Annotated in this window: 14 protein-coding genes and 5 pseudogenes; 7 read left to right on the forward strand and 12 right to left on the reverse strand. The window is 70.5% G+C overall.

All coding sequences use genetic code 11. The features are described from left to right. Positions 1 to 155: 155 nt before the first annotated feature. Positions 156 to 356 carry a hypothetical protein gene (locus tag ACZ6KF_RS27990; RefSeq protein ID WP_469160481.1) on the forward strand — a complete coding sequence of 67 codons (201 nt, stop codon included), beginning with the start codon at positions 156 to 158 and terminating at the stop codon, positions 354 to 356. A 1,028-nt stretch (positions 357 to 1,384) separates the two neighbouring features. Here ACZ6KF_RS27990 and tpg read toward each other — a convergent pair. Both tpg and tap read right to left on the reverse strand, forming a co-directional pair. Continuing rightward, positions 1,385 to 1,732: pseudogene (gene tpg, locus ACZ6KF_RS27995) on the reverse strand (telomere-protecting terminal protein Tpg); the annotation flags it as partial. Positions 1,733 to 1,744: 12 nt separating this feature from the next. Then, a pseudogene (tap, locus tag ACZ6KF_RS28000) lies at positions 1,745 to 3,027 on the reverse strand (telomere-associated protein Tap); the annotation flags it as partial. Between the two features lies 1 nt (position 3,028). Here tap and ACZ6KF_RS28005 point away from each other — a divergent pair. Then, positions 3,029 to 3,274, forward strand: a pseudogene (locus ACZ6KF_RS28005) (hypothetical protein); the annotation flags it as partial. Positions 3,275 to 3,463: 189 nt separating this feature from the next. Beyond that, the gene (locus ACZ6KF_RS28010; RefSeq protein WP_469178852.1) at positions 3,464 to 4,315 is read left to right on the forward strand and encodes a helix-turn-helix domain-containing protein; all 852 of its coding nucleotides are present in this window, start codon (positions 3,464 to 3,466) and stop codon (positions 4,313 to 4,315) included. 12 nt (positions 4,316 to 4,327) lie between these two features. Here the strand turns inward: ACZ6KF_RS28010 and ACZ6KF_RS28015 are convergent, their stop codons facing one another. Continuing rightward, positions 4,328 to 4,744: a hypothetical protein gene (locus tag ACZ6KF_RS28015; RefSeq protein WP_469240925.1), complete on the reverse strand. Its 417-nt coding sequence runs from the start codon at positions 4,742 to 4,744 to the stop codon at positions 4,328 to 4,330. Positions 4,745 to 4,950: 206 nt separating this feature from the next. Here ACZ6KF_RS28015 and ACZ6KF_RS28020 point away from each other — a divergent pair, with 206 nt between their 5' ends. Beyond that, complete coding sequence (locus tag ACZ6KF_RS28020; protein ID WP_469240927.1) at positions 4,951 to 6,039, forward strand: hypothetical protein; 1,089 nt, start codon at positions 4,951 to 4,953, stop codon at positions 6,037 to 6,039. 109 nt (positions 6,040 to 6,148) lie between these two features. Here the strand turns inward: ACZ6KF_RS28020 and ACZ6KF_RS28025 are convergent. Further along, positions 6,149 to 6,265 (reverse strand): annotated as a pseudogene (locus ACZ6KF_RS28025) (IS5/IS1182 family transposase); the annotation flags it as partial. 215 nt (positions 6,266 to 6,480) lie between these two features. Continuing rightward, entirely contained in the window at positions 6,481 to 6,945 is a 465-nt protein-coding gene (locus ACZ6KF_RS28030; protein WP_469178856.1) for a hypothetical protein, read from the reverse strand. A 240-nt stretch (positions 6,946 to 7,185) separates the two neighbouring features. Here ACZ6KF_RS28030 and ACZ6KF_RS28035 point away from each other — a divergent pair, with 240 nt between their 5' ends. Continuing rightward, positions 7,186 to 7,407, forward strand: coding sequence for a hypothetical protein (locus tag ACZ6KF_RS28035; protein ID WP_469178858.1), 222 nt, complete (start codon positions 7,186 to 7,188; stop codon positions 7,405 to 7,407). 572 nt (positions 7,408 to 7,979) lie between these two features. On the opposite strand, the gene ACZ6KF_RS28040 is transcribed toward ACZ6KF_RS28035, so the two are convergent. Continuing rightward, positions 7,980 to 8,750 carry a hypothetical protein gene (locus ACZ6KF_RS28040; protein WP_469178860.1) on the reverse strand — a complete coding sequence of 257 codons (771 nt, stop codon included), beginning with the start codon at positions 8,748 to 8,750 and terminating at the stop codon, positions 7,980 to 7,982. Positions 8,751 to 9,058: 308 nt separating this feature from the next. Continuing rightward, complete coding sequence (locus ACZ6KF_RS28045; RefSeq protein ID WP_469178932.1) at positions 9,059 to 9,589, reverse strand: hypothetical protein; 531 nt, start codon at positions 9,587 to 9,589, stop codon at positions 9,059 to 9,061. Between the two features lie 1,825 nt (positions 9,590 to 11,414). Between ACZ6KF_RS28045 and ACZ6KF_RS28050 the strand changes: the two genes are divergently transcribed. Continuing rightward, positions 11,415 to 12,101: a DUF2238 domain-containing protein gene (locus tag ACZ6KF_RS28050; RefSeq protein ID WP_469178862.1), complete on the forward strand. Its 687-nt coding sequence runs from the start codon at positions 11,415 to 11,417 to the stop codon at positions 12,099 to 12,101. 236 nt (positions 12,102 to 12,337) lie between these two features. Here the strand turns inward: ACZ6KF_RS28050 and ACZ6KF_RS28055 are convergent, their stop codons facing one another. The 4 genes from ACZ6KF_RS28055 to ACZ6KF_RS28070 all read right to left on the reverse strand — a co-directional run bounded on the left by ACZ6KF_RS28055 (position 12,338) and on the right by ACZ6KF_RS28070 (position 15,201). Beyond that, positions 12,338 to 12,754 (reverse strand): lasso peptide biosynthesis B2 protein, encoded by a 417-nt coding sequence (locus ACZ6KF_RS28055; protein ID WP_469178864.1) that lies wholly within the window; start codon positions 12,752 to 12,754, stop codon positions 12,338 to 12,340. Positions 12,755 to 12,832: 78 nt separating this feature from the next. Beyond that, positions 12,833 to 13,090 carry a lasso peptide biosynthesis PqqD family chaperone gene (locus ACZ6KF_RS28060; protein WP_469160899.1) on the reverse strand — a complete coding sequence of 86 codons (258 nt, stop codon included), beginning with the start codon at positions 13,088 to 13,090 and terminating at the stop codon, positions 12,833 to 12,835. Further along, a complete protein-coding gene (locus ACZ6KF_RS28065) occupies positions 13,087 to 14,958 on the reverse strand; it encodes an asparagine synthase-related protein (protein ID WP_469178866.1) in 1,872 nt (623 codons plus the stop codon). The genes ACZ6KF_RS28060 and ACZ6KF_RS28065 overlap by 4 nt, the downstream gene beginning before the upstream one ends. A gap of 135 nt (positions 14,959 to 15,093) precedes the next feature. Next, positions 15,094 to 15,201 (reverse strand): keywimysin-related RiPP, encoded by a 108-nt coding sequence (locus tag ACZ6KF_RS28070; protein ID WP_356631907.1) that lies wholly within the window; start codon positions 15,199 to 15,201, stop codon positions 15,094 to 15,096. Between the two features lie 553 nt (positions 15,202 to 15,754). On the opposite strand from ACZ6KF_RS28070, the pseudogene ACZ6KF_RS28075 reads away from it, so the two are divergent. Beyond that, positions 15,755 to 15,907 (forward strand): annotated as a pseudogene (locus ACZ6KF_RS28075) (IS5/IS1182 family transposase); the annotation flags it as partial. Positions 15,908 to 16,265: 358 nt separating this feature from the next. Here ACZ6KF_RS28075 and ACZ6KF_RS28080 read toward each other — a convergent pair. Next, positions 16,266 to 17,678, reverse strand: coding sequence for a hypothetical protein (locus tag ACZ6KF_RS28080; protein WP_469240929.1), 1,413 nt, complete (start codon positions 17,676 to 17,678; stop codon positions 16,266 to 16,268). Positions 17,679 to 18,969: the final 1,291 nt, after the last annotated feature.

Below are 18,969 nucleotides of genomic sequence, written 5' to 3' on the forward strand. Positions count from 1 at the left end.
CATCAGGCACAAGATCATCCGACACCCGCAGAACTCTGCCGCCCGCCAGCCCAACTGCCAAGCCCTGAACCAAAACTCATTCTGAAATGATCAGTTAGTCTTGAGACAGTCTCATAATTCTCACGCACGGCGCCTGCAGGGCAGTACGGCAGAAGGTGACGGGGCCTGCTCCCCTCTTCCTGAGTCTCGGCATCCAGCCTGGGCAACTCCGCATCGACCGGCTCCTTGACGAAGCCCACGAGACCGCCGACCCCGTCCATCTCATGCGCGTCTTCGGCATCAGCGACACCACCGCCATGAAATACGTCGAGGCCGCCCACCCCCACCGCTTCGCCAAAGATCCAACACGGGCCTAGCGGATTTCGCACAGCTCCTACCTACGCATCAGGGTTCACCGGCTGCCACCGCTCGGCCGCCCGATCCCAGTACGTGCTCCAGCACGCCCGACCTGTGGCGACTACCGGCTCGGGCGCGGGAATGCGTCCAGCCGCCAGGAAGACGTGCGCCTCGGACTGGGTCACGTGGTACACGGCTACGTGCTGGTCTGCCACCTCGCAGGCAAGTACCTCGGTGCGGTGGCTTCCCACCCTGCATAGGCAAATGCGGCACCAGATGTCCCACGGCCACTCAGCTGCGCGCCGTTTCTCTGCCGCATCGGCGGTGCGAAGCTCGGCTTCTCGGCCTCGGCTTTGAGTTTCGCCTGCCGAGCGGCCTCGATGTAGCTCGGGGCGAACTTCATCTCGAACGCCTCGGGCACATCGTATGGAGACTGCCAGTAGTCCGGCACGAAGGTGTCACCGTCCTCGTGGCAAAGGTGGCATGAGGCGCACCACTCGGTTCGCCAGCCGTAGGCGACGGCGCGGACCCCGTCGAAGGTTGCGTCCAGCGGTTCCTCCACCCGGTACCAGCGGTGGAGGTCCGCCGCGCCGCACTGGGGACAGCGCGCCGACAGGTCGGGCGCGGCCGGTTCCGCGTCGAAAGCTGCCCGCCAGGCGTCCATCAGCTCGGGTGGGACCAGCCGCCAGCCACCCGGCCCCGGCAGCGCAAGCTCATCGATGTCGGTCAGGCCCAGCTCCTTGGCCTCGAGCGAGCCGAGCATCCTGCAGTCGCCCGAGGTCAGATCGACTCTGACGGCGCCGATGCCGATGATCATCCGAGAGGGGTCTCCGGTCTCCAGGTAGGCCCGGTTCTGAAATCCGAAGTAGGCGGCCTCGCCGACCACGGTCACGTAACCCTCGACAGGCACCAGGTCCACCTGGGCGTTGAGCGGATCCCCGGCCACGAATTGCCGGGCCAGCTCCGCTGCACGTTCGAGACTGATCACTGGTCGGTCCTGAGAAATCCGTAGTTCCGGTAGCGGGCCAGCCTGGCGTGCCCCGACTGACTGGTCGGTGGAGCCGATCGGTGCGGTGTAGCCGAGGCGTGCGCGGGTGTCGATGACGATGCCGCCCGTGCTCGCCGCCTTTGCCTTGGCCTTGGCCCGGATCTGCGGCTGCCAGCGCTTCTTCACCTCGCGTTCCAGGCGCGCGGCCAGGTCCGGGCGGGGCTTTTTCAACTGGCCCTTGACGTACCGCTCGACGGTGCGCTGCGAGACCCGCAGCATCTGGACAACCGCCCTGGTGCTCTTGAGCTGCTTGACCAGGTACCGCATCTGCGCGGGCGCGCTCCTGGGTGCCGGGCGGGTGAAGGCCTTGTGCACTGCGGCATCCAGGCCGTCCCCGAACAGGCTCATCGTGGCCTTCTCCTACTCTCCGTTGTCGAGGTCGGTGACGGTGCCGTCCTTGATGTAGCGGGCGAGGTTGAGTTCCGGTGCGTTGAACCGCTCCCGGACTTCCTCGCCCCACAGGACGCTCTGGGTGCCTTCGTGCTTGACCAGGCCTGGGTTGATGCCAAGCTTGAAGCCTCCGGGCAGCGGCTTTCCGTCGCGGTAGGGCAGGAAGTCCAGCGGGCTTGGTCCGTTCGCGGCGTAGACGACGCAGTCGGACAGATCGCGACGGGGTACTGGCCGGTGAACGCCGCGTGTTTGACGATCTTGCGGTGGAGGTTGATGCGGGTGCGGAAGATGACGGCCGCGCGGATGTCCGGCCGCCACGTCGGCCGTGACAGGGCCCGCCACGGCTCGCCCGGCCGCCAGCCCTCACCCCGGGGCCGCTCGCGCAGCTTGCCCAGGCCGCCCTTGACCGTCGCCTTGATCGCTGAGACGACGATCGCCAGTTCCGGGTCACGTTCCTTGTAGCCGTCCATCGCGGCGAGGAGGTCGGCCGGCTCCATGTCCGCGTGCACGCCGAGGTCGGCCATGGTGGCGAGGTAGGCGTCGCGCAGCCGCTGGTACCAGCCGTCCAGGTAGCGGCCGTTCTCGTAGCGGACCCACGCCTCGATCGGGCGCACCTCGTAGCCCAGTTCCACCGCGTAAGCCACGGTCGGCGTCGCGTACCAGGCCGGGCCTTCGGGCCGCTCGCCCTTCGGCGTGAACGGGGAGGGCAGCAGGCTGCCGTCCAGCTCCACCCACTCCTTGCCGGCCTTCACCCGCGACAGGTCGACGTGGCTGAGGTCGACCAGCCACGAGCCGGGCAGCTTCGGATCGAACACCGGGTTCGTGACGTGCGTTGCCTCGCCGAGGCCGACGTTCAGGCCGTTGGCGCCGGCGGCGAAGGCCATGTTGACGTCGATGCCGACCAGGTGCCGCAGGGTGCACTCGTCGTCAGTCATCGGCCGGGCCCAGTCGTACGCCTCCTCGAACAGCTTCTCCGCCGGGCCGCGGACGTGGAAGCGGGGCAAATCCTTGAGGACCGGGTGGCCGTCGGGGACCTCGCACGGCGGCCAGTTCATCGGGTCGGTGGCGTCCTTGCCCAGCGAGCCGGGGTTGTGCTCGGAGTGCCGCTTGCCGTCGGCGTCGGGCTCGGAGGCGCGGGTCGGCGGGTGCAGGGCGGTCATCAGCTCCAGGCCGGTCACCGCGGTCGAGCCGCGCGGCGTCATCACGCGCGAGGCGTACACGCCCAGCACGCGGGCGAGTTCGGCCGGCGGGATGACCGGCTACATGCCTCTCCCCCAGGACCTCGCCGCAATCAACGAGCGGCTCGCCTCGCCGCCCACCGTGGACGTCTCCGTCTCCCGCCGCATGGGACTGTTCGTGGTCGGCCGCCTCTCGCAGCGCCACGGCATCCGCATCCAGCTGCGCCCGTCCGACTCCGGCGGCACGACCGCGCTGGTCATGATCCCCATCGACGTCATCCAACGCCGACGCCCCGTGGCAGGCACGGACGGCGCGCCTGCAACCTGAGCAACGGGCAGCACCTTCGCCACCAGGGTCGGCATGCGGGCGGCCGGCTGAAGCGGGTTGTCGGACGGGTTGCCGGCCCCGTCCACGGAGCGGTCGCGGCCCCATGAGCGACGGGACGACCAGCGGTCCGGTCGGCGTCATTGCTCTTCCTCCGGTGATCTCGGACCGCGATACGGTCATCACATGACGACTGCCTCCCTCGACACGGGTGTGGGACCGCTGTTGCGCGGCTGGCGCGAGCGGCGTCGGCTCAGCCAGCTGGAGCTGGCGCTGCGCGCCGACTCGTCGGCCCGTCACATCAGCTTCATCGAGACGGGGCGCTCCCGCCCGAGCGAGGCGATGATTCTCAGGCTCGCCGAGCACCTGGAGGTACCCGTACGGGAACGCAACGCGCTGCTCCTGGCGGCCGGTTACGCGCCGCACTACAGGGAGACCTCCCTGGAGGATCCGGCGATGGGCGCGCTGCGGGAGGGCATCGAGCGGCTGCTGCGCGGCTATGAGCCCTATCCGGCGATCGTCGTCGATGGCTGCTACAACGTGGTGGCCGCCAATCAGGGGATCCTGATGTTGCTGGAGGGGGTGCCGGAGCATCTGCTCACGCCCCCGCTGAACGCCATGCGGCTCACCCTGCACCCGCAGGGCATGGCTGCCAGGATCCGGAACCTGGCGGAGTGGCGCGGACACCTGCTGGCCCAGATGGAACGTCAGATCGCTCATCTGCGCTCGGACTCCCTGCGCGCCCTGTATGAGGAGGTGGCCGCCTATCCGGTGGCTGCGGCGGTCCCGGAGGATCAGGCGACCGGGGCGACCGGGGCGGCCGGGAACGACGCCGGGCGGCCGCCCGAGGACGGACCGACGCACCCGTACTTCGCGCTGCCCCTGCAGGTCGAGCACGACGGGCGGGTGCTGTCCTTCCTCTCCTCCATCAGCACCTTCAACACGCCGATGGACGTCACCGTCTCCGAGCTGGCCATCGAGACGTTCCTCCCGGCCGACGCGGAGACGGCCGCCTACCTGGGCCGCCGCAGCCGTTGATGGCGTGGCCTTTCAGACTTCGGCAGCGCGCAGCGCCATGTGCTGGAGCGCGGCGAACCCGGCGACGGTGAGGGCCTGCGCCGGAATCCACACAGTCCCGGCAGGGCTGGCGTCAAACCAGGCGAACAGCGCGACGAGGCTCGCCACCGCCCAGGCGAGGTTGGCCTCGACCACCCACTTCACGGCGAGGGCCGGGGGCAGTCTCCGGGCCGCCACGGAGCCGACCCCGGCGCCGAACAGGACCAGGAACGCCCCGATCCCGAGCAGCAGCCCGGAGTCGACCCCGAGCAGCCGCCCGAGAGGGCCGGACGCGACGAGGTAGGCCAGGCCGTTGGCCGTGGTGACGACGGCGTCCAGGGCGAGGAAGCGGCGCAGCAGGGTGACGGGCTCGTTGCTGCGGCCGAGGGCGGTGATGAGGGTCGCGGACATGGCTGATCGTCCTCCGGTGTGGTGGTGTGCGCGCTGCAGTGCGCTGGTCGGGGCGTGGGTCCCGGCCGGTTGCGCCGGTCGGGTCCTGGTGTCGCAACCGTGCCGTGCGGCGCGGAACGGGTCGATTACCCCTCGGGTAATCGATGCTCCGCGCGTCGGCGGGCAGGGTGGCTTCGCCAGCGCAGGGATCTCGGTGAGGAGCCGGCATGACGACAGGTCAGCAAGTGCGGCGCGGGAACAGGAAGACGGCGGTGCTCGGACGGAGCGGACTGCTGCCGGCGGCGCTCGCCACGGTGATGGCTTTCGCCACGGTGACGACCGAACCGGCGGCGTCGGCCACCGGTTCGGTCAGACCGGCGACCGGCCCGGTGGCGCAGGGAAGCGAGTGCGCCGAGGCGCGGAAGAAGGTCGAGAGGCTGGAAGGCCTGATCACCCCGAACACATGTGCGTTCATTGAGCGGCAGATCGCTTTCGGTGAGGCGCCGACCGGGACGCCGCCGGTCCCGGGCGGGTTCGACCACCCGAGAGTGCAGGCCTATCTGGACATCTTCGACGAGGAGGCGACCCTCTGGGAGGCGGGTGGTGCGCCGCAGCGGGGGCACACCACGATCGGCAACTCGATCATCGGTTCGCTGCGGCTCGTCCCCGACCTGCGGTACACGGGGACCGAGGTGGTGGCCGACGGTGCGGTGATGATGTTCGGGCAGTGGAACGAGGTCACGATCAAGGGCCAGAAGGTGGCCTATCCGCAGATCGCGAGGAACGTGCTGTCCGACGACGGCAAGACCATCCAGGCTCGGCGCTACTACGACCGGTACACCGTGTTCGGGTCTGCCGCTCCGGAGCTGCGGAACCTGTTCGAGGGGGTCGCCGACTCGGGTCGTGCGACCGGCGGGGCGCCTAAGCGGTTTCGGGCAGATGAGATCACGGCCCGGCTTGCGGCGTGGAACGGCGAGGACGTCTCCGCGTTGGCCGACCGGATGGGCGGCGCCCGGCTGACCGCTCCGGGCCTGTCCCGGCCGCTGGTCACCCCCGCGGGCAGGGCCGCCTACCTCCAAAAGCTCTTCGACCGCGCCGATGTCGAGTTGAAAGCAGGTCAGGTCGCCTTCGGCGAGTCCACCAGCTATGTGGAGTGGCACGGCAGGGTGACCAGCGAGAAGGGAGCGCGTGTTCCGTTCGGGATCGTCGAGCGGTTCGGGCCCGGGGCCGAGTGGGAACTCTTCTTCGACACGCTCCCCCTGGTGGCCGACGACACCGAGATCGCCGCGCTTTTCCAGAGGCTGACTCAGCCCTGAGCGGCACGAGACGAACGCCCTGCGCCGGCCCTCGGCCCCGCCGGGCGTTCCGCGTGCCGCACGGGGACATCCCACGCCCCCGGTCCTCCGCCGCTTGCCGGCCCTGACAAATCCTGTGGACGTGCCGGTGGGTGATCAGGCAGACGGCGGGTCCGAGGAAGGCCTCGTGGATGCCGTCACGTGGTTCCCACCGGATGCGCAGGCGTCGGAAGCCGTGCGGCCAGGACCGTCCGGCCCCAGTACGCACAGGTAGGTGCGAACGGGTTGCGTTGTGCAGCATGGGGTGAAGGCCTGGTTCCTTCGCATCCGCCGTAAGACATCAGGGCGTCTGGCCGGTGAGCGCCCTGCGGGGATGCTGGCCCACCACCGATGAGGGCCGCCCGGCAGTGCGCCGCCAGTACAGCGCGCCAGCGCAGCCGACTCGCCGCTGCGGCAGCTCATTCATTCGTCCGGGTGACGGTGCATACGGCTCTCCTCCGTACGCCCGGCAGGTGGGGTCAGCGGCCGGGACCGTGGGGCCCTTGGCGTGTGTCCCGCCGCTGGGCGGTGCGTGCGTTGGTCGTCCTGGCGCACCGGGCGTACTGCGTCGGCGTCGTCCTGCCCGGCGTAACGGTTAATGGTGGCGCGGGCTCGGTCAGCCGCCGCGCTGAAGGAGGCACCGAGGTGGCGCAGCCGCTCGGCAGTGAGACCGAGGGCTTCCCCGTCCGCACGGGACTCCCGCAAGGCCCGCAGCGCCGTCAGGTCGATCGCCTCCTGCCGTCCGGCCTCCGGCTCCTGATCGTCGGTCTCGGGATCGGCGGTCGCGGGCGCGAGCAGCTGTTCAGGCATCGCCGCCTGCTGGTGCCGGGCGACGTCGTACGCCCGGCCCTGCAGAGCGATGGCGATGGCGGTGGCGGTGGTGCGCACTTCTCCCGCACCACCGCGCCGGCGGGGACAGCCCGCTCGTACTGCAGCGGGACGCGGGGTGCTTCCCACTCCCCCGCGTCCTGGCCTGAAGGCCAGGACGCAGCCGGCTCGCCGGAATCAGCCGGGGTTGCTGGTGCGGGGATGGGCGAGCGGCACCGGGCGGGGAGGTCGGGCAGGGCCCATCGGGCGGCGTAGAGGCGGTAGTCGGCCTCCATCCCGCGCGCGGTCTGCGGCTCGCTGATGTCCAGGCAGTGGGCGGAGAGGGCGGCGGCCGCGCAGGACGAGGGCGAGGTGGCGGCAGGCTTCGGCGAGCAGGTCCCGGCGGTGGAAGCGGCCGCCGTCGTTCATCACGAACACCGTCGCGGCGACATCGACAGCCGCCAGGGCGACGTCGCCCACGTCGGCGACCCGGGCCCGGATCGCGGCAGCCGCGGCGCGGGGCCTACTCGAGGAGGGAGCTGATGACGCCGGCGGCCACCCCGGAGGTGAGGATCGCGCTCGTTCTACCGCTCGCGCAGCTGCGCGAGCGGCCGGGTGTTCTGCTTGGGCGGACGGGTCTTGCGAGCGGCGATCGGGTGCAGCTTGACGCGGGCCCGTTCGGAGACCACGGGCAGGAACTTCGGCTCGCCGTCGTCGTCGACAGCGGTGACGTTCCACCGTCAAAAAGGGCGACAGGGAGGACCGCCGATTCCACCCTCACTTCACTCTCGATGAAGCAACGTGGGCCCGTCGCCGCCGAGTTGGAGGAGCGCTCGCCCAGCCCCGGAGGCCGAGCGGGGCAGTCGCCGACCGGAGCGACGGTCCGGGCAACTGGCCGCCCGTTGCTCGGTGCCGTACTCTCGTCTGTCGCGCGCGGGGCGGCGCAGCGAGGGCGGAACCCGGCCGCGCGCGAGGGTAAGCGGTGGTCGCGGGGCGGCCATGGCGGTGGGCAGGCGGCGGGCGGACCGAAGCGAGCGGGCCAGGCGCCGTACCGGGCGGCCGGCCGGTGCCCCTGGCATACGCGCCCGCCGGACGCGCCGGCGGCCCGCGCGGGATCAGCGGAGCGTGGTGGGGTCCAGGATCTGGTCGGGCGGGGGCGGGGTGGTGTCTACGGGCTTGTCGTGGTCGGTGAAGGTGAGGTCCACGGGCTCGTTGCCGCCTGTGACCGTGCCCCTGAGGAGGTACGGCTCGCCTTCCTTGGCGATGTAGACGGTTGCGGTCTCCGCCGTGGTCTTTTCGGCGAGCACGGCGACCGGGCGGCCGCCCACGGTGGCATCGACCTCGCGGGTGAGGTTCCCGCCAGATACAAGGCTCAGTTCCTCGATGAGGGCGTCGAAACCGTTGCACACACGCCCAAGAGCCTCCGACATCACTGCGGGAGGCTTGATCCAGCGGCCTGTGAAGAGGGCGACCATCTCCTCGGCCTGCTCGGCTGCCATCCCGCGGCTGAAGGTGGCCCGCCAATAGTCCTCCCCGGCCTTGACGTGGACCAGAGAACCCTTCTTGATGATGTGCACGGTGCCCGAGGAGTTGCCTACCGTGCCGTTGCAGGAGCCACGGACGTCCATGGCCAGGTTGACCTCCACTTGCCGGCCGTCGCTGTTGGCCGTGCCGGTAACGCGCATGCTCCTGATGTCCTCGACGGCTTCCCGGGCCTGATCCTCAATCTGCTCGGGCGTCATGGCGTCGAAGGGGTGCTTCCCCCTGGTCGCCGACGCGGTGCCCTTCGCGCCGGTCTCGGTACTGCCCGGGCTGCAGCCGACGATGATCACGGTGGTGGCGCAGAGCAACGCGATGGCGGCGCGGTTGGCGAAGTGGTGCTTCACGTGCGGGTTCCCCTCCCCTGTTTGAACCTCGCTGACTGTATGCGGTCAAAGCGCGGGCACATGCATGGGGATGGATCCGGGGATACAAGAACTCCTACTTCCCCGGCCGCATCTCGACGGGGCCCGAAGAATACGATTGGAGGCTCACGGACCGTGATGCCAGTGCTGCGTGCTGGGACGGCCTGACTCTGCCGTTGATCCGCTGGGAGGCCCCTGACGTCCTCGTACCCGTCCCTGACTCGTGCCTTGGCGAGGCATTGGTGGATGTCCCTGCGGTTCATCGACGGTAGCGAGGACGAGCAGATGGATCAGGACGACGCGGTCAAGGTCATGGAGGGTGTTGCCCACGTGGTCGGCACGCTGCCAAGTGACCAGCCCAGCGGCAGGAGCTGGTCAAGCTGGTCGGGAGATGGCGGCCGCCGAGAGCAACCCGGCTCGCCGCGAGTTCCTGAAGGCGTTCCCGGAGGGCTTCGGGCTGATCGACGATACGTCCTGAGCAGCCTTCTCAGGAGTAGAGCAGGACGCGCTTGCGGAGGAGTCGAAGCCGGCACGGCCAACATCTGGCGCTTCAGCATCTTCATCCGGTTGACATGCCCCTCCACGACGCCGGAGTTCCACTGCTGTGAGAGTCCGGCGGTGACGGCGTCGAGGTCGCGCTCCAGGTGCCGGGCGAGTCTCTTGAGGCTGGGGAAGTCTGCGGTGGCCGCGGCTTCGATCCGTGCCGGCAGTTGGTGGCCTTGCAGCAGGGCGAGCATGTGGGCGAAGGAGCGGACGTGTCCGGCCAGTGCGTCCAGTTCGGGGCGGTTGGCCAGTACGTCCTTGAGCCGGATCCGGCGCACCGGTCCGGCAGCCCGTGCAGAACCCCGGCCAGCGTGTGCCGTGGACCACCGGCATTACCCGTCGGCACCCTGACCCGGCCGGGGAGGACCGCCACGACCGGCCGGCGCACCGCGCCCAGCCGGCGCGGCGCGAGCCGCCTGCGGGCGGGCATGAGCAGCGGCGGGCCGGGTAGCAGGACCTGCGGCTGACGACGCAGCGGACCTCCGGGTGCCGGCGGGGAAAGCTGTCGCGGGCGGTGGCGCGCACTAAGACCTGGGGAGGTCGCGCGCCACCGCCCCACACAACCCTGACCACGCCGCGATCAACCCCGACCCTCCAGGTCGGCGCAATGCGCACACACCAGCCGATGCGCGCCCGCCGCCCGGAGCAGCAGCACGGACGCGCCGGCGCCTGGGCGCGTCCGAGCCACGGAGGCATTCATCGGGCGCCGTCAACGCCAGCAGCCGCGGTCTACCACCAGTTGGTACACGTAATGCCGCCGTCGGCACTGCCCAACATCAGATGCGCGCAGACGCGGAACTGCCGACTCGAAGAGGAACTCGTCGGGTAGGCTGCGGTCGTGAGTCTGGTGTTGGAGCTGGACGTCCAGAACGGGCCACACTGGATCCAGGAGCTCCCACTGTTGTTGGTGACGTCCATCCAGACACTGCCCGTCGTGCCGGCGGCCCACGTGCTGGAGGTCTGCAGATACCCCCAACCCATCTCCCTCCCAGCGACATAGCCGGCCTGCATCCCAAATGACGCGACGGAATACTGGCCGGCGGAATTCCGCACGGTCAGCCCTCCGCCACCTGCCACACCGCGCCCACTGAGGCTGTTGGGAATGTCGGTGAAGCCGTTCGCGCCTCCCTCGCAGTCCGACGCAGCTGCCTGGGCGGTGCCCGTGGATCCAGCCGCTAGCCCTGCGCCGAGCAGAGTTGCCGCCATTGCAAGGCCGAAATACCGGCGAATACTGCGCACAGTCGCTCCTTCGATCGAATGATGATGTCCAGCCGAACCGCCTGTGCAAGAACACTCCCGGCCGCTGCAGAGAGGCCTGCGAGTCACCCATCGGACAGCCGCGTGCACGCCCCCCAGACCAGCGGCGTCGTCCCCTGCTCAAGACTGCCTGATCTTCCCCTGGTTCCCCGGTGCCCACACCCATCCGGCCTGTGTCGGCCCTCACAGAGATGATCAGTTCCAGCGCCTGCCACAGTTCGGCAGAGTCAAGTCACCGGCCTTCAGCGCGTGGTGCCGGTACGGACGGCTGACGGGCCATCATCTCCCGGGTGTCCCGAGCACAGAGGTATGCCCGGGGCGGTGCCGGCTGGCCCGGCGCGGTATCAGCAAGCCCGACGAGGTCGTGAAGGACTGCCGGGTGGACCATGTGCCGCTGAACGACTCGGCATTGCTGAGGGTGCCACGGGGACCCGTCCGATCAGGCTGCGAACGCCGTCTGATGGAGTCCGTCGGTCAGTGCTGGAAGGGCAGAGGGCGTGGCCGTCGTCGCCCCGGACGCGCTGCTGTATTACCGGTGCGACCGGGAGCGCAGCATCGGCGGGTCGATGCTGCGGGCGTCCAGAAGGTTCCCGCCCCCGCCGCGACGCTCACCGACGTTCAGGCGACCAGGACCCCGCCCAGTGGCTGCCCCCCTCCCGCCACCGACGCCCCTGCCGCTACGCCGCCGGGTGGACCGCGGCGTCTGGATCAAGGAGATCACAGAACACTGGCCTCGGGAGGAGCTCCAACTGCGTACTCGGGCAAAGGGATTGAGTACGCACACTCATGCCCAGGGCTGGCGGCGGATCCGAGGATGTGGGCACGCCCAGACACGAGGAGCCAGCGATGTCCGCCATCCACCCGGCCGTCAGCCCGTCGCCGGACGCACGGCCGGTCCCACCGCAAGCCGCAGTCGGCCGCCGGTTGCCCGCCGTTCTCGCGGTCACCGTCGCCGCGGCGCTCGGGATGTCGGCGTGGGGCGCCAAGGACCCGACCACCTGGCTGCTGGAGACGGTGTGGGTGATGGTGGGTCTGCCTCTGGCGGTCCTGCTGCGTCGGCGGTTTCCGCTGAGCGGCCTGCTGATCGTTCTGCTGGCCGCGCACGCGCTGGTCCTGATCGTGGGCGGGCACTACACCTACGCGGAGGTCCCGGCCGGTGACTGGGTGCGCGACCGGTTCGCCCTGGAGCGCAACCCCTACGACCGCTTCGGCCATCTCATGCAGGGCTTCGTCCCTGCCATCCTGGTCCGCGAACTCCTCCTGCGCACCTCGCCGTTGCGCGGCAGCCGCTGGCTCGCCCCGCTCGCCGTCTGCGCCTGCCTCGCCTTCAGCGCGGTCTTCGAGATGCTGGAGTGGGCGGCGGCCGTGATCGGCGGGCAGGCCGCCGACGCGTTCCTGGCCACCCAGGGCGATGTGTGGGACACCCAGTGGGACATGTTCTGCGCTCTGATCGGCGCCACCTGCTCGCTGCTGCTCCTCAGCCGCCTGCACGACCGCAGTCTCACCCGCCTGGCGCTTGCCGGGAGGGACTGAACCGGTCCCCGGCCCGGCGTCGTGTGCGGAGCCAGGGGCCTCGTGGTGAGAGCTGCGAGGCTTGCCCGCATCTGTTCATGTGACGCGTGCTGCCGTTTGACGAGGTGTTCGATCAGGTCGTCGGCCGGTACGTGCGCCGACAGTGCTTTCGTCGCCCGGTCGAGCACTTCGTAGGTGATGGCGATGACGTGCGGGACGCATGAAGATCGCCACTGGCAATGCCGACGCGCTGTCGCTCAGTCCACCGTGATGAACCGCTGGAAGTAGTCGGCGGGCGCGCCTTCGCCGACCAGGACGCCGTCCGCCTCCACCCAGGCGTGCGCGGCGAACGGTGGCTGGGTGCGGACGCCGACACACCAGGTCGGCCACTGACCGCGCAACCGGCACAGCAGCACGGTGGCCAGGGAACGCGGCAGGCAACCCTTCTGGCCGCCGGCGGCCAGGCTGACGGCGAGGACGGTCTCCCGCGCCCGGGCGGCTTCGGCGAGGGTCGCGGGCCGGGCTCCAGGGCGCAGCCGCAGCAGGACCTTGCGGATGCGGGCGGGGGGCTGCCGGGCGAGCAGGTGGGCGCAGCCGACGGCCAGCCGGGTCACCAGCCGCGGACCGAAGGGCACCGACCGGGGGTCGTGCGGGACGACTTGCGAGGTGGACACTGTGGCGATGCCTCCGTGACGAGGACGGGACGGGCGGGTCGGGGCCCGGAGCGGGGGGACGGACTGCGGTACTCCGGGTCAGGCGGCCAGGAGCCTTGCGGCGCGCAGTTCCTGGAGGATGCGGGTGATGTCCTCCTCGACCTGCTCGGCGGTCACGTCGTACCGGTCGGTGAGCGCCGTCACCGCCTGCTGCCTGCTCGTGCCGTCCAGCAGGGTCCGCACGATCAGCGCGGCGGTGGGATTGAGGGTGAAGTACTCGCCGCTGTTCTGGTCGAGCAGCGCCATGCCGTACTCGGTGTCGGCCGTCACCACTCCGGGGCGCAGGGTCATCGTCATGCTGTGATACCTCCTGTGTCGGTTTGCGCCGGCCGCAGCGGGCCGCGGCTTCGTTCGCGTGCGCGCAGCCACACCTCGCAGCCGACGGTCGGATGCAGCAGCGCGCTCTCCAAGTCGGCGGCGAGCGGCCGGACGCACCAGTCGCGCAGGGCCGCCTCGTCGACGATGCCCAGCTCGCCCAGCCGGGAGTCCTCGCAGAGGGCGAGCAGTGCGGAGCGGTGGCGGCGCAGTCCGGTCTCCTCCTCCAGGGCGGCGTGCGCCTTGGTGGTCCGGTGCCGGACGGTCTCGGGGACGACGCCCCGCATGGCCTCCTCGATCAGCGGCTTGTACCGCCATGGCGTCACCCGCTCCTGCGGGCGGACGGCGAGGGCGGGCTCGACGAGCAGGTCGTCGTAGTAGGGCGCGGCGAAGGTCACGCCGAGCGGCTCGGACATCTGCTGGACGTGCCGGGCGAAGCGGGCCAGGGTGCGCAGGGTGGCCAGCTCCCGGTGTCCGCCGTGGCCCGGGTCGAGCGGTTCGGTGTCCTTGGCCTGCTCGTGGATGAGCGCGCGCACGGCCTCGACGGCCGGCCTGGTGGCCCACGGGGGCAGTCGCGGCGGGGTGCCCCAGGTGAACAGCGGGACGGACATGGGGGGTTGGGGGAGGGTGAGGTCGTGCGCGACCCGGGCCAGCCAGGAGCCGTACGGGCGGCGGTCCAGGAGCTGGGCGATGGCTGTGCGGCGGGACCAGCGGTGCCGGGAGGTGAAGCCGCGGGCGAGCCGCCAGGCCGTAAGGGGATGGCGCGGCAGCAGTCCGTGGACGTGTGCCGAGGCACCGCTGAACAGTTCGTCGCCGCCCATTCCGCTCAGGTGCACAGGGGAGCCGCGCTCCGCGGCCCGCTCGATGATGTGCATCCGCCGATGGCGGTTGACGGCGTACAGCGATGGGGTGTCGAGGTCGTCGTCGAGCGCGTCGACGCGGTCGAAGGTCAGGGGTACGGCGGTCGCGGGCACCACATGGTGTTCCACCGCATCCAGCGCCTCCACCGTGCGGCGCGCATAGGCGACGTCGTCGCCGAGGACGTCGTGGACGGCGGCGGTGTAGGCGACGGTCTTCGCGCCCGCGCGGGCGGCGGTGGCGACCACCGCGGTGGAGTCGACTCCGCCCAGATCGGCGCTGATGAGTTCGCGGCCCGTGATCCGTGCGGCGACCGCGTCGGCGAGGCGCTCCCGGACCAGCCGGGCGCCTTCGGCGAGCGGCAGTTCGGCCGGGGGCGGGCTCCAGCAGCGGCTCGTGCGGAGCCGGCCGTCGCGGTCGAGCAGGACGCGCCGGTCACCGGGGACGACGTCGACGCCGCGCCAGACCGTCTGAGTGGTCAGCGGGTGCAGGATTCCGGGACTGAGCAGGTGCACGGCCAGGCGCGCCTCGTCCAGGTCCGCGCCCGCCAGGTCGGCCAGGACGTCGGCACGGTCGGAGACGAGGTGGGCGCCGTGGGTGCCGGGCGCCTGGGCGACGAAGACGCTGCGGACGCCGGTGACGGTGCCGCGGACCAGCGTCCTGCCGTCGAGACCGGCGATCAGGTGGTGGCTGCCGGCCCATTTCCTCGCGTACGCGTCGGCGGCCTCGAGCGATCCGGCGCGGGCCGCGTGTGCCGCTTCCTTCTCGGTCACCGCGTGCTGTCCGAGCACGGCCAGCCGGGCAGGCCCGCACGTCACTGTCGTCAGCGCGTGGTCCGGCCAGCGGCCGATCAGCCACGGCCGTCCCGACGCATGCGGGATCTCCCGGGTTGCGCACGACCGCGCTCGCGCGGCGAGGGCCGCGACGGCATCGGTGTCCGGGAAGACCAGGAACCAGCAGGTCCCGGCGGTGGTCGACGGGCCGGTCACCATGGGCGGGTCCTTCCGGTCGGGGACGGTCGGCGGTGTGCGGTCAAGCAGGTGGGCGGCACCGGCGGCGCCGCCCACGCGCTCGACCAACCCTGTGAATTACGTGTGCATGTCAATCAACGGGTCGGTCGGGGAAGGTCAGAGCAGGTTGTGGCCGCCCAGCAGGTCGGGGCTGCCCGTCCCGGCCAGGCCCGTGACCTTCTGGAAGTCGCCGACCTTGGTGAGAGTGGGACGCTCGTAAGCCATCGCATATCCCTTCGTCGATGAACGTGCCGTCGATGAGCGCGGGATGTCCCGCCTGATACCTGAGCCGGCGCGCCGCACCATCGAGCGGGGCGCCGACGCAGTGGACAAAGCTAGACGTGCGGTTTCCCCCGGCACAACGGTGTCCACAAGCCATCAGGGGCCTACCTAGGCCCCGGCGCCTTCGGCACATCTGCCTCACAGTTCACATGATGCGAGCGATCGGTCATGTTCCGCTCGGGACGGGGTAGTCGCGTTGCTCTTCCTTGAGGGTGGGAAGGCTTTTTGGCCAGGTCGCGCCGGTCGTACGGGCGGCACCATGCGCGGTGACACCGTTCTGACGTCGGAAGATACGGCAACCAGAATTCCGATTGACGACGACGGCCGGCCAATGGCCGCCCTGCTGGCCGGGACGCCGTCCTTGCGGCTTCCGGCCGCAGCGACGCCAGGCGCTGCCATCGAGGCGCGCACCCAGACGGGTCGGGGCTGCGACGGCGTCGCGGTGGGCAGCGGGCGAGACCAGCCGCCCCTGGGCGGCGGCGCATCACCGTGCGCCGTGTCTGGTGTGATCACGGCGTCGGACCCTCCTGGAGCCCCGTTCACCGGGCTGAGCCCGCGGCAGTTCGGCAAGCTCGTCACCGCGCTGCGGCGCGAGGGTGCCGCCCCGGTCCGCAAGGGCCGGCCCTGGAGCCTGGCGCTGGAGGACCGGGTTGGTGGTTGGTTGAGTACCGGTAGTTCAGGTCGTCATCGATGATCGAAAGTCACTGTTGTCGTTCGTGAACGGCGTCGTGTGTGCTCTGCGGGGGTTGACCCTGCCGTTCAGCTCGAGGGCGGTGAAGAGAGGTGAACCGGATCAAGATGCTGAAGCGGCAGATGTTCGGCCGGGCGGGCCTGGCCCTGCTACGCAGCGGTCCTCCTGGCCATGTGACTGTCCAGCGGCCGACACGGCCCGTGACCGTCCGTCAGCGTTGCACGGAAAGTGATCCGAAACCAGGATCCGAGCAACGCCGAGAGACGGGGGCGAGGCCGTTCTCACCTGACCGCAGCGTAAGTCAAGCGATTCGAGGTCATCCCACGGCGTTGGGTCGTCGAGGGTCGGTGTGGTGATCGGTTGGTGAGACGTGGGCCCGGAGGTGCTGAGCCCCGTGCTGCGGCCGCACGTCGTAGGGGGGCAGTTGTACCACCGGCCAGTCGCGGACCTGTGGGGGCGGGGGCTGCTCGATGGCGACGAGCACGGCTACCGGCTGGAGTGAAGCGGTGTCCCTCAGGTCCTGCCAGGTGCTGCTCGCCTCGTCACTGTCCACCTGGCGGGAGGCGCACCCGGTCAGTTGGGCGAGGGGGATTGCCCGCTGGCCGGAGATCACGCACGGCGGTCGCACGCCGGCGCGGCGCAGCGCTGCCGCCATGCGGAGTTCGGTGGCGTGAACAGTTTTGCTTTGGGAGGTGACGGTTTCGAGCACACGGTATTGCATGGTCAGGTGGCCGACCAGGCATAGGCAGAGCACCGTGCGTACTGGTGCGCTGCCCGTAGCGGTCCGGGCCAGGAGCTCGGCCACGGGCAGGGAGAGCAAGGCGTAGGCGGGCAGCAGAAAGCGTGGGGCTGCGTAGTCGACCGTGAGCAGGTATGGCGCTGCTAGGCACATTCCGGTTGCGGTCGCCGTCATGGAGCCGGCGCTCCGGCCGGCGCGCCGGGCCGCGTGGAGTCCGCCGATGACGAGTATCGGCAGTGCGAGCCACCATGCCATCACGGCCGGGTGCGGCCACGGCACGTCACAGGGGCGGCACAGCATGCGGCCGGACAGGGCCCGCAGGTGGTCGTCGACAGCCCAGTGCCATCCAAGGCTGCCCTGGATCTCGCTGGCCCGGCGCAGCCTGGTTCGGAGGCCTCCGTAGCGAGCGTAAGCTTCGGCGATCCACGGGAGGCAGCCGACCGCCAGCCCGGCCACGGGTGCCATGAGGACGTGCCGCCACGGCCGAGAGGGGAGCTGCACCGGCTGCCGCTTGGGGGCATCCGGTTGCTCACGCCATGCTCTGTGGAGCACGAGCGCTTCGAGGGGCAGCGCCAGCCACACCGCGTCCATCGGCCGCATCAGCGCCGCGAATGCCACCGCCGTGGTCAGACCGAGGACGGCCCGCTTGTCGCCAGGGTCGTGCGCCGCGCGCAGTGCCCATCCCGTGGCGGTCAGTGCGGCCAGCGCGACCCACAGGTTGGGAGTCGCCTGGGAGCCGTAGAGGACGGTCACCCACAGCGTGCACCACAGTGCTCCCGCCGTGGCCAGCACTGGTGGTGGCACGATCCGCCGCCATGTCATGAGCGCCAGCAGCAGACCGCATCCGGACAGCAGCGCCAGCCACACGCGCAAGGCCGCGGTGGAGGAGGTGACCGCGACGACCGGAGCTGCGAGGAACGTGATCCCCCTGGCGCGCGCCGGACTGAAGAAGGCCGCAGGACGGCGCGGGTCGACCTGGCTGACGTGCACGATCTCGTCCCACGTCAGTCCCGTCCCGGGTCCTGCAAACGCCAACTGCGCGAGTACGAAGGCCGCAGCGACCGGCACGAGCCAGAGCCACCCACCGGCTGAGTGCGGCTTGGTGCGAGCGGACCGCCGCGGCTGTCGTGCGCTGCCGTCGTGGAGCAGAGGCATGCGACCACGCTGCCGTCCGCTTCGTCGGGTCACCACCACAGCCCCGCAGAGGGGTGAACACATGCGTTGTCCCTCATCGGCATCCAACCTGCCTGGCCCCTGCCGGTGGGGTCGAGCGACATGGTCGCCATGTGGGCGTACGGAGGAACGCGGAGCTGGCCTTCAGCCGGTGCTGGAGGCCAGTTCGCTGAGGGATCGTCGGCCGGGTGCCGGGTGCCGGGCGCCGGGTGCCGGGTGCCGGGTGCCGGGTGCCGGGTGCCGGGTGCCAGGCAGCTCAGCCGATGGCGTTCAGCATCGCTACTTCGACGTGGTCGGCGGCGTTGCAGTGGCCGAGGGCGTTGGGGCACGAAGGACAGCTGTTCAGGGAGGGGACGCATCCGGCCTGACGGTCGTGTTGAGGTCGGCCGCTGCCTTGGCGCCGGCTGCGGCTGTAGCGCTGCCAGGCCGGATGCGTGGTGCGTCAGCCGAGGGCGGGATGTAGATGCTGGCGCTGTTCGGGCTGACCCCGTTCAGCTCGTCACCGCTCAGGAGCCCCTGCGGGGGCTGCTTGCAGTCCTTGTCCCAGTGCACGTAAAGCGGCGCTCCGGTCTCGTTGAGCAGCGGGACCTCGGGGGCGGTGTTGCCGTTGGCGAAGGTGCCAGCCCCGGGCTGTCGACGTCGCGCTCTACACCACAGCATCCGCCGACATGGTCGTCCCCCCGAGACAGACTGAGAGCAGCCGAGCGCGGTGAAAAGCCGACGCCCGCCGCTCGCCTCACTGCGCCCGAATGCAACGCCGACGCCCGCGTAAGCCTCCTGCATGCGCGCCCCCACCAAGACCCGCGCAGGACCGACCGCAGCCGCCCGAACCTTGACGGCCTACCGAGATCACCCAGCATGAATTCGAGTCGACCTGGGTCGCTGCGCGAGAGACCCCCGACGTGAATCGCGCCGAGGAGACGAGTTGATCACGGAGTAGAGCGCTACCTCGCCGCCCCCGTCATGCCGACCCCGGAGCCATGGCATCTTGCCACCCGTGCAGACCGCCCTCCGCGAGGACTCCATACTTCCGCTCGTAGGCCGGTCATCGCCGCGGGGTCGGCGTGGTCCCGGGCCTCGATGACCTCCGTCAGGGAAGCCGCAGCCA

The organism is Streptomyces sp. NPDC046379, from assembly GCF_055587785.1.

Coding starts and splice junctions, on each gene's coding strand:
- ACZ6KF_RS28020 (WP_469240927.1), top strand. CDS start 4,951: ATGACGACAGGTCAGCAAGTGCGGCGCGGGAACAGGAAGACGGCGGTG.
- ACZ6KF_RS28050 (WP_469178862.1), top strand. CDS start 11,415: ATGTCCGCCATCCACCCGGCCGTCAGCCCGTCGCCGGACGCACGGCCG.
- ACZ6KF_RS28015 (WP_469240925.1), bottom strand. CDS start 4,744: ATGTCCGCGACCCTCATCACCGCCCTCGGCCGCAGCAACGAGCCCGTC.
- ACZ6KF_RS28010 (WP_469178852.1), top strand. CDS start 3,464: ATGACGACTGCCTCCCTCGACACGGGTGTGGGACCGCTGTTGCGCGGC.
- ACZ6KF_RS28070 (WP_356631907.1), bottom strand. CDS start 15,201: ATGGCTTACGAGCGTCCCACTCTCACCAAGGTCGGCGACTTCCAGAAG.
- ACZ6KF_RS28035 (WP_469178858.1), top strand. CDS start 7,186: ATGTCCAGGCAGTGGGCGGAGAGGGCGGCGGCCGCGCAGGACGAGGGC.
- ACZ6KF_RS28060 (WP_469160899.1), bottom strand. CDS start 13,090: ATGACGATGACCCTGCGCCCCGGAGTGGTGACGGCCGACACCGAGTAC.
- ACZ6KF_RS28065 (WP_469178866.1), bottom strand. CDS start 14,958: ATGGTGACCGGCCCGTCGACCACCGCCGGGACCTGCTGGTTCCTGGTC.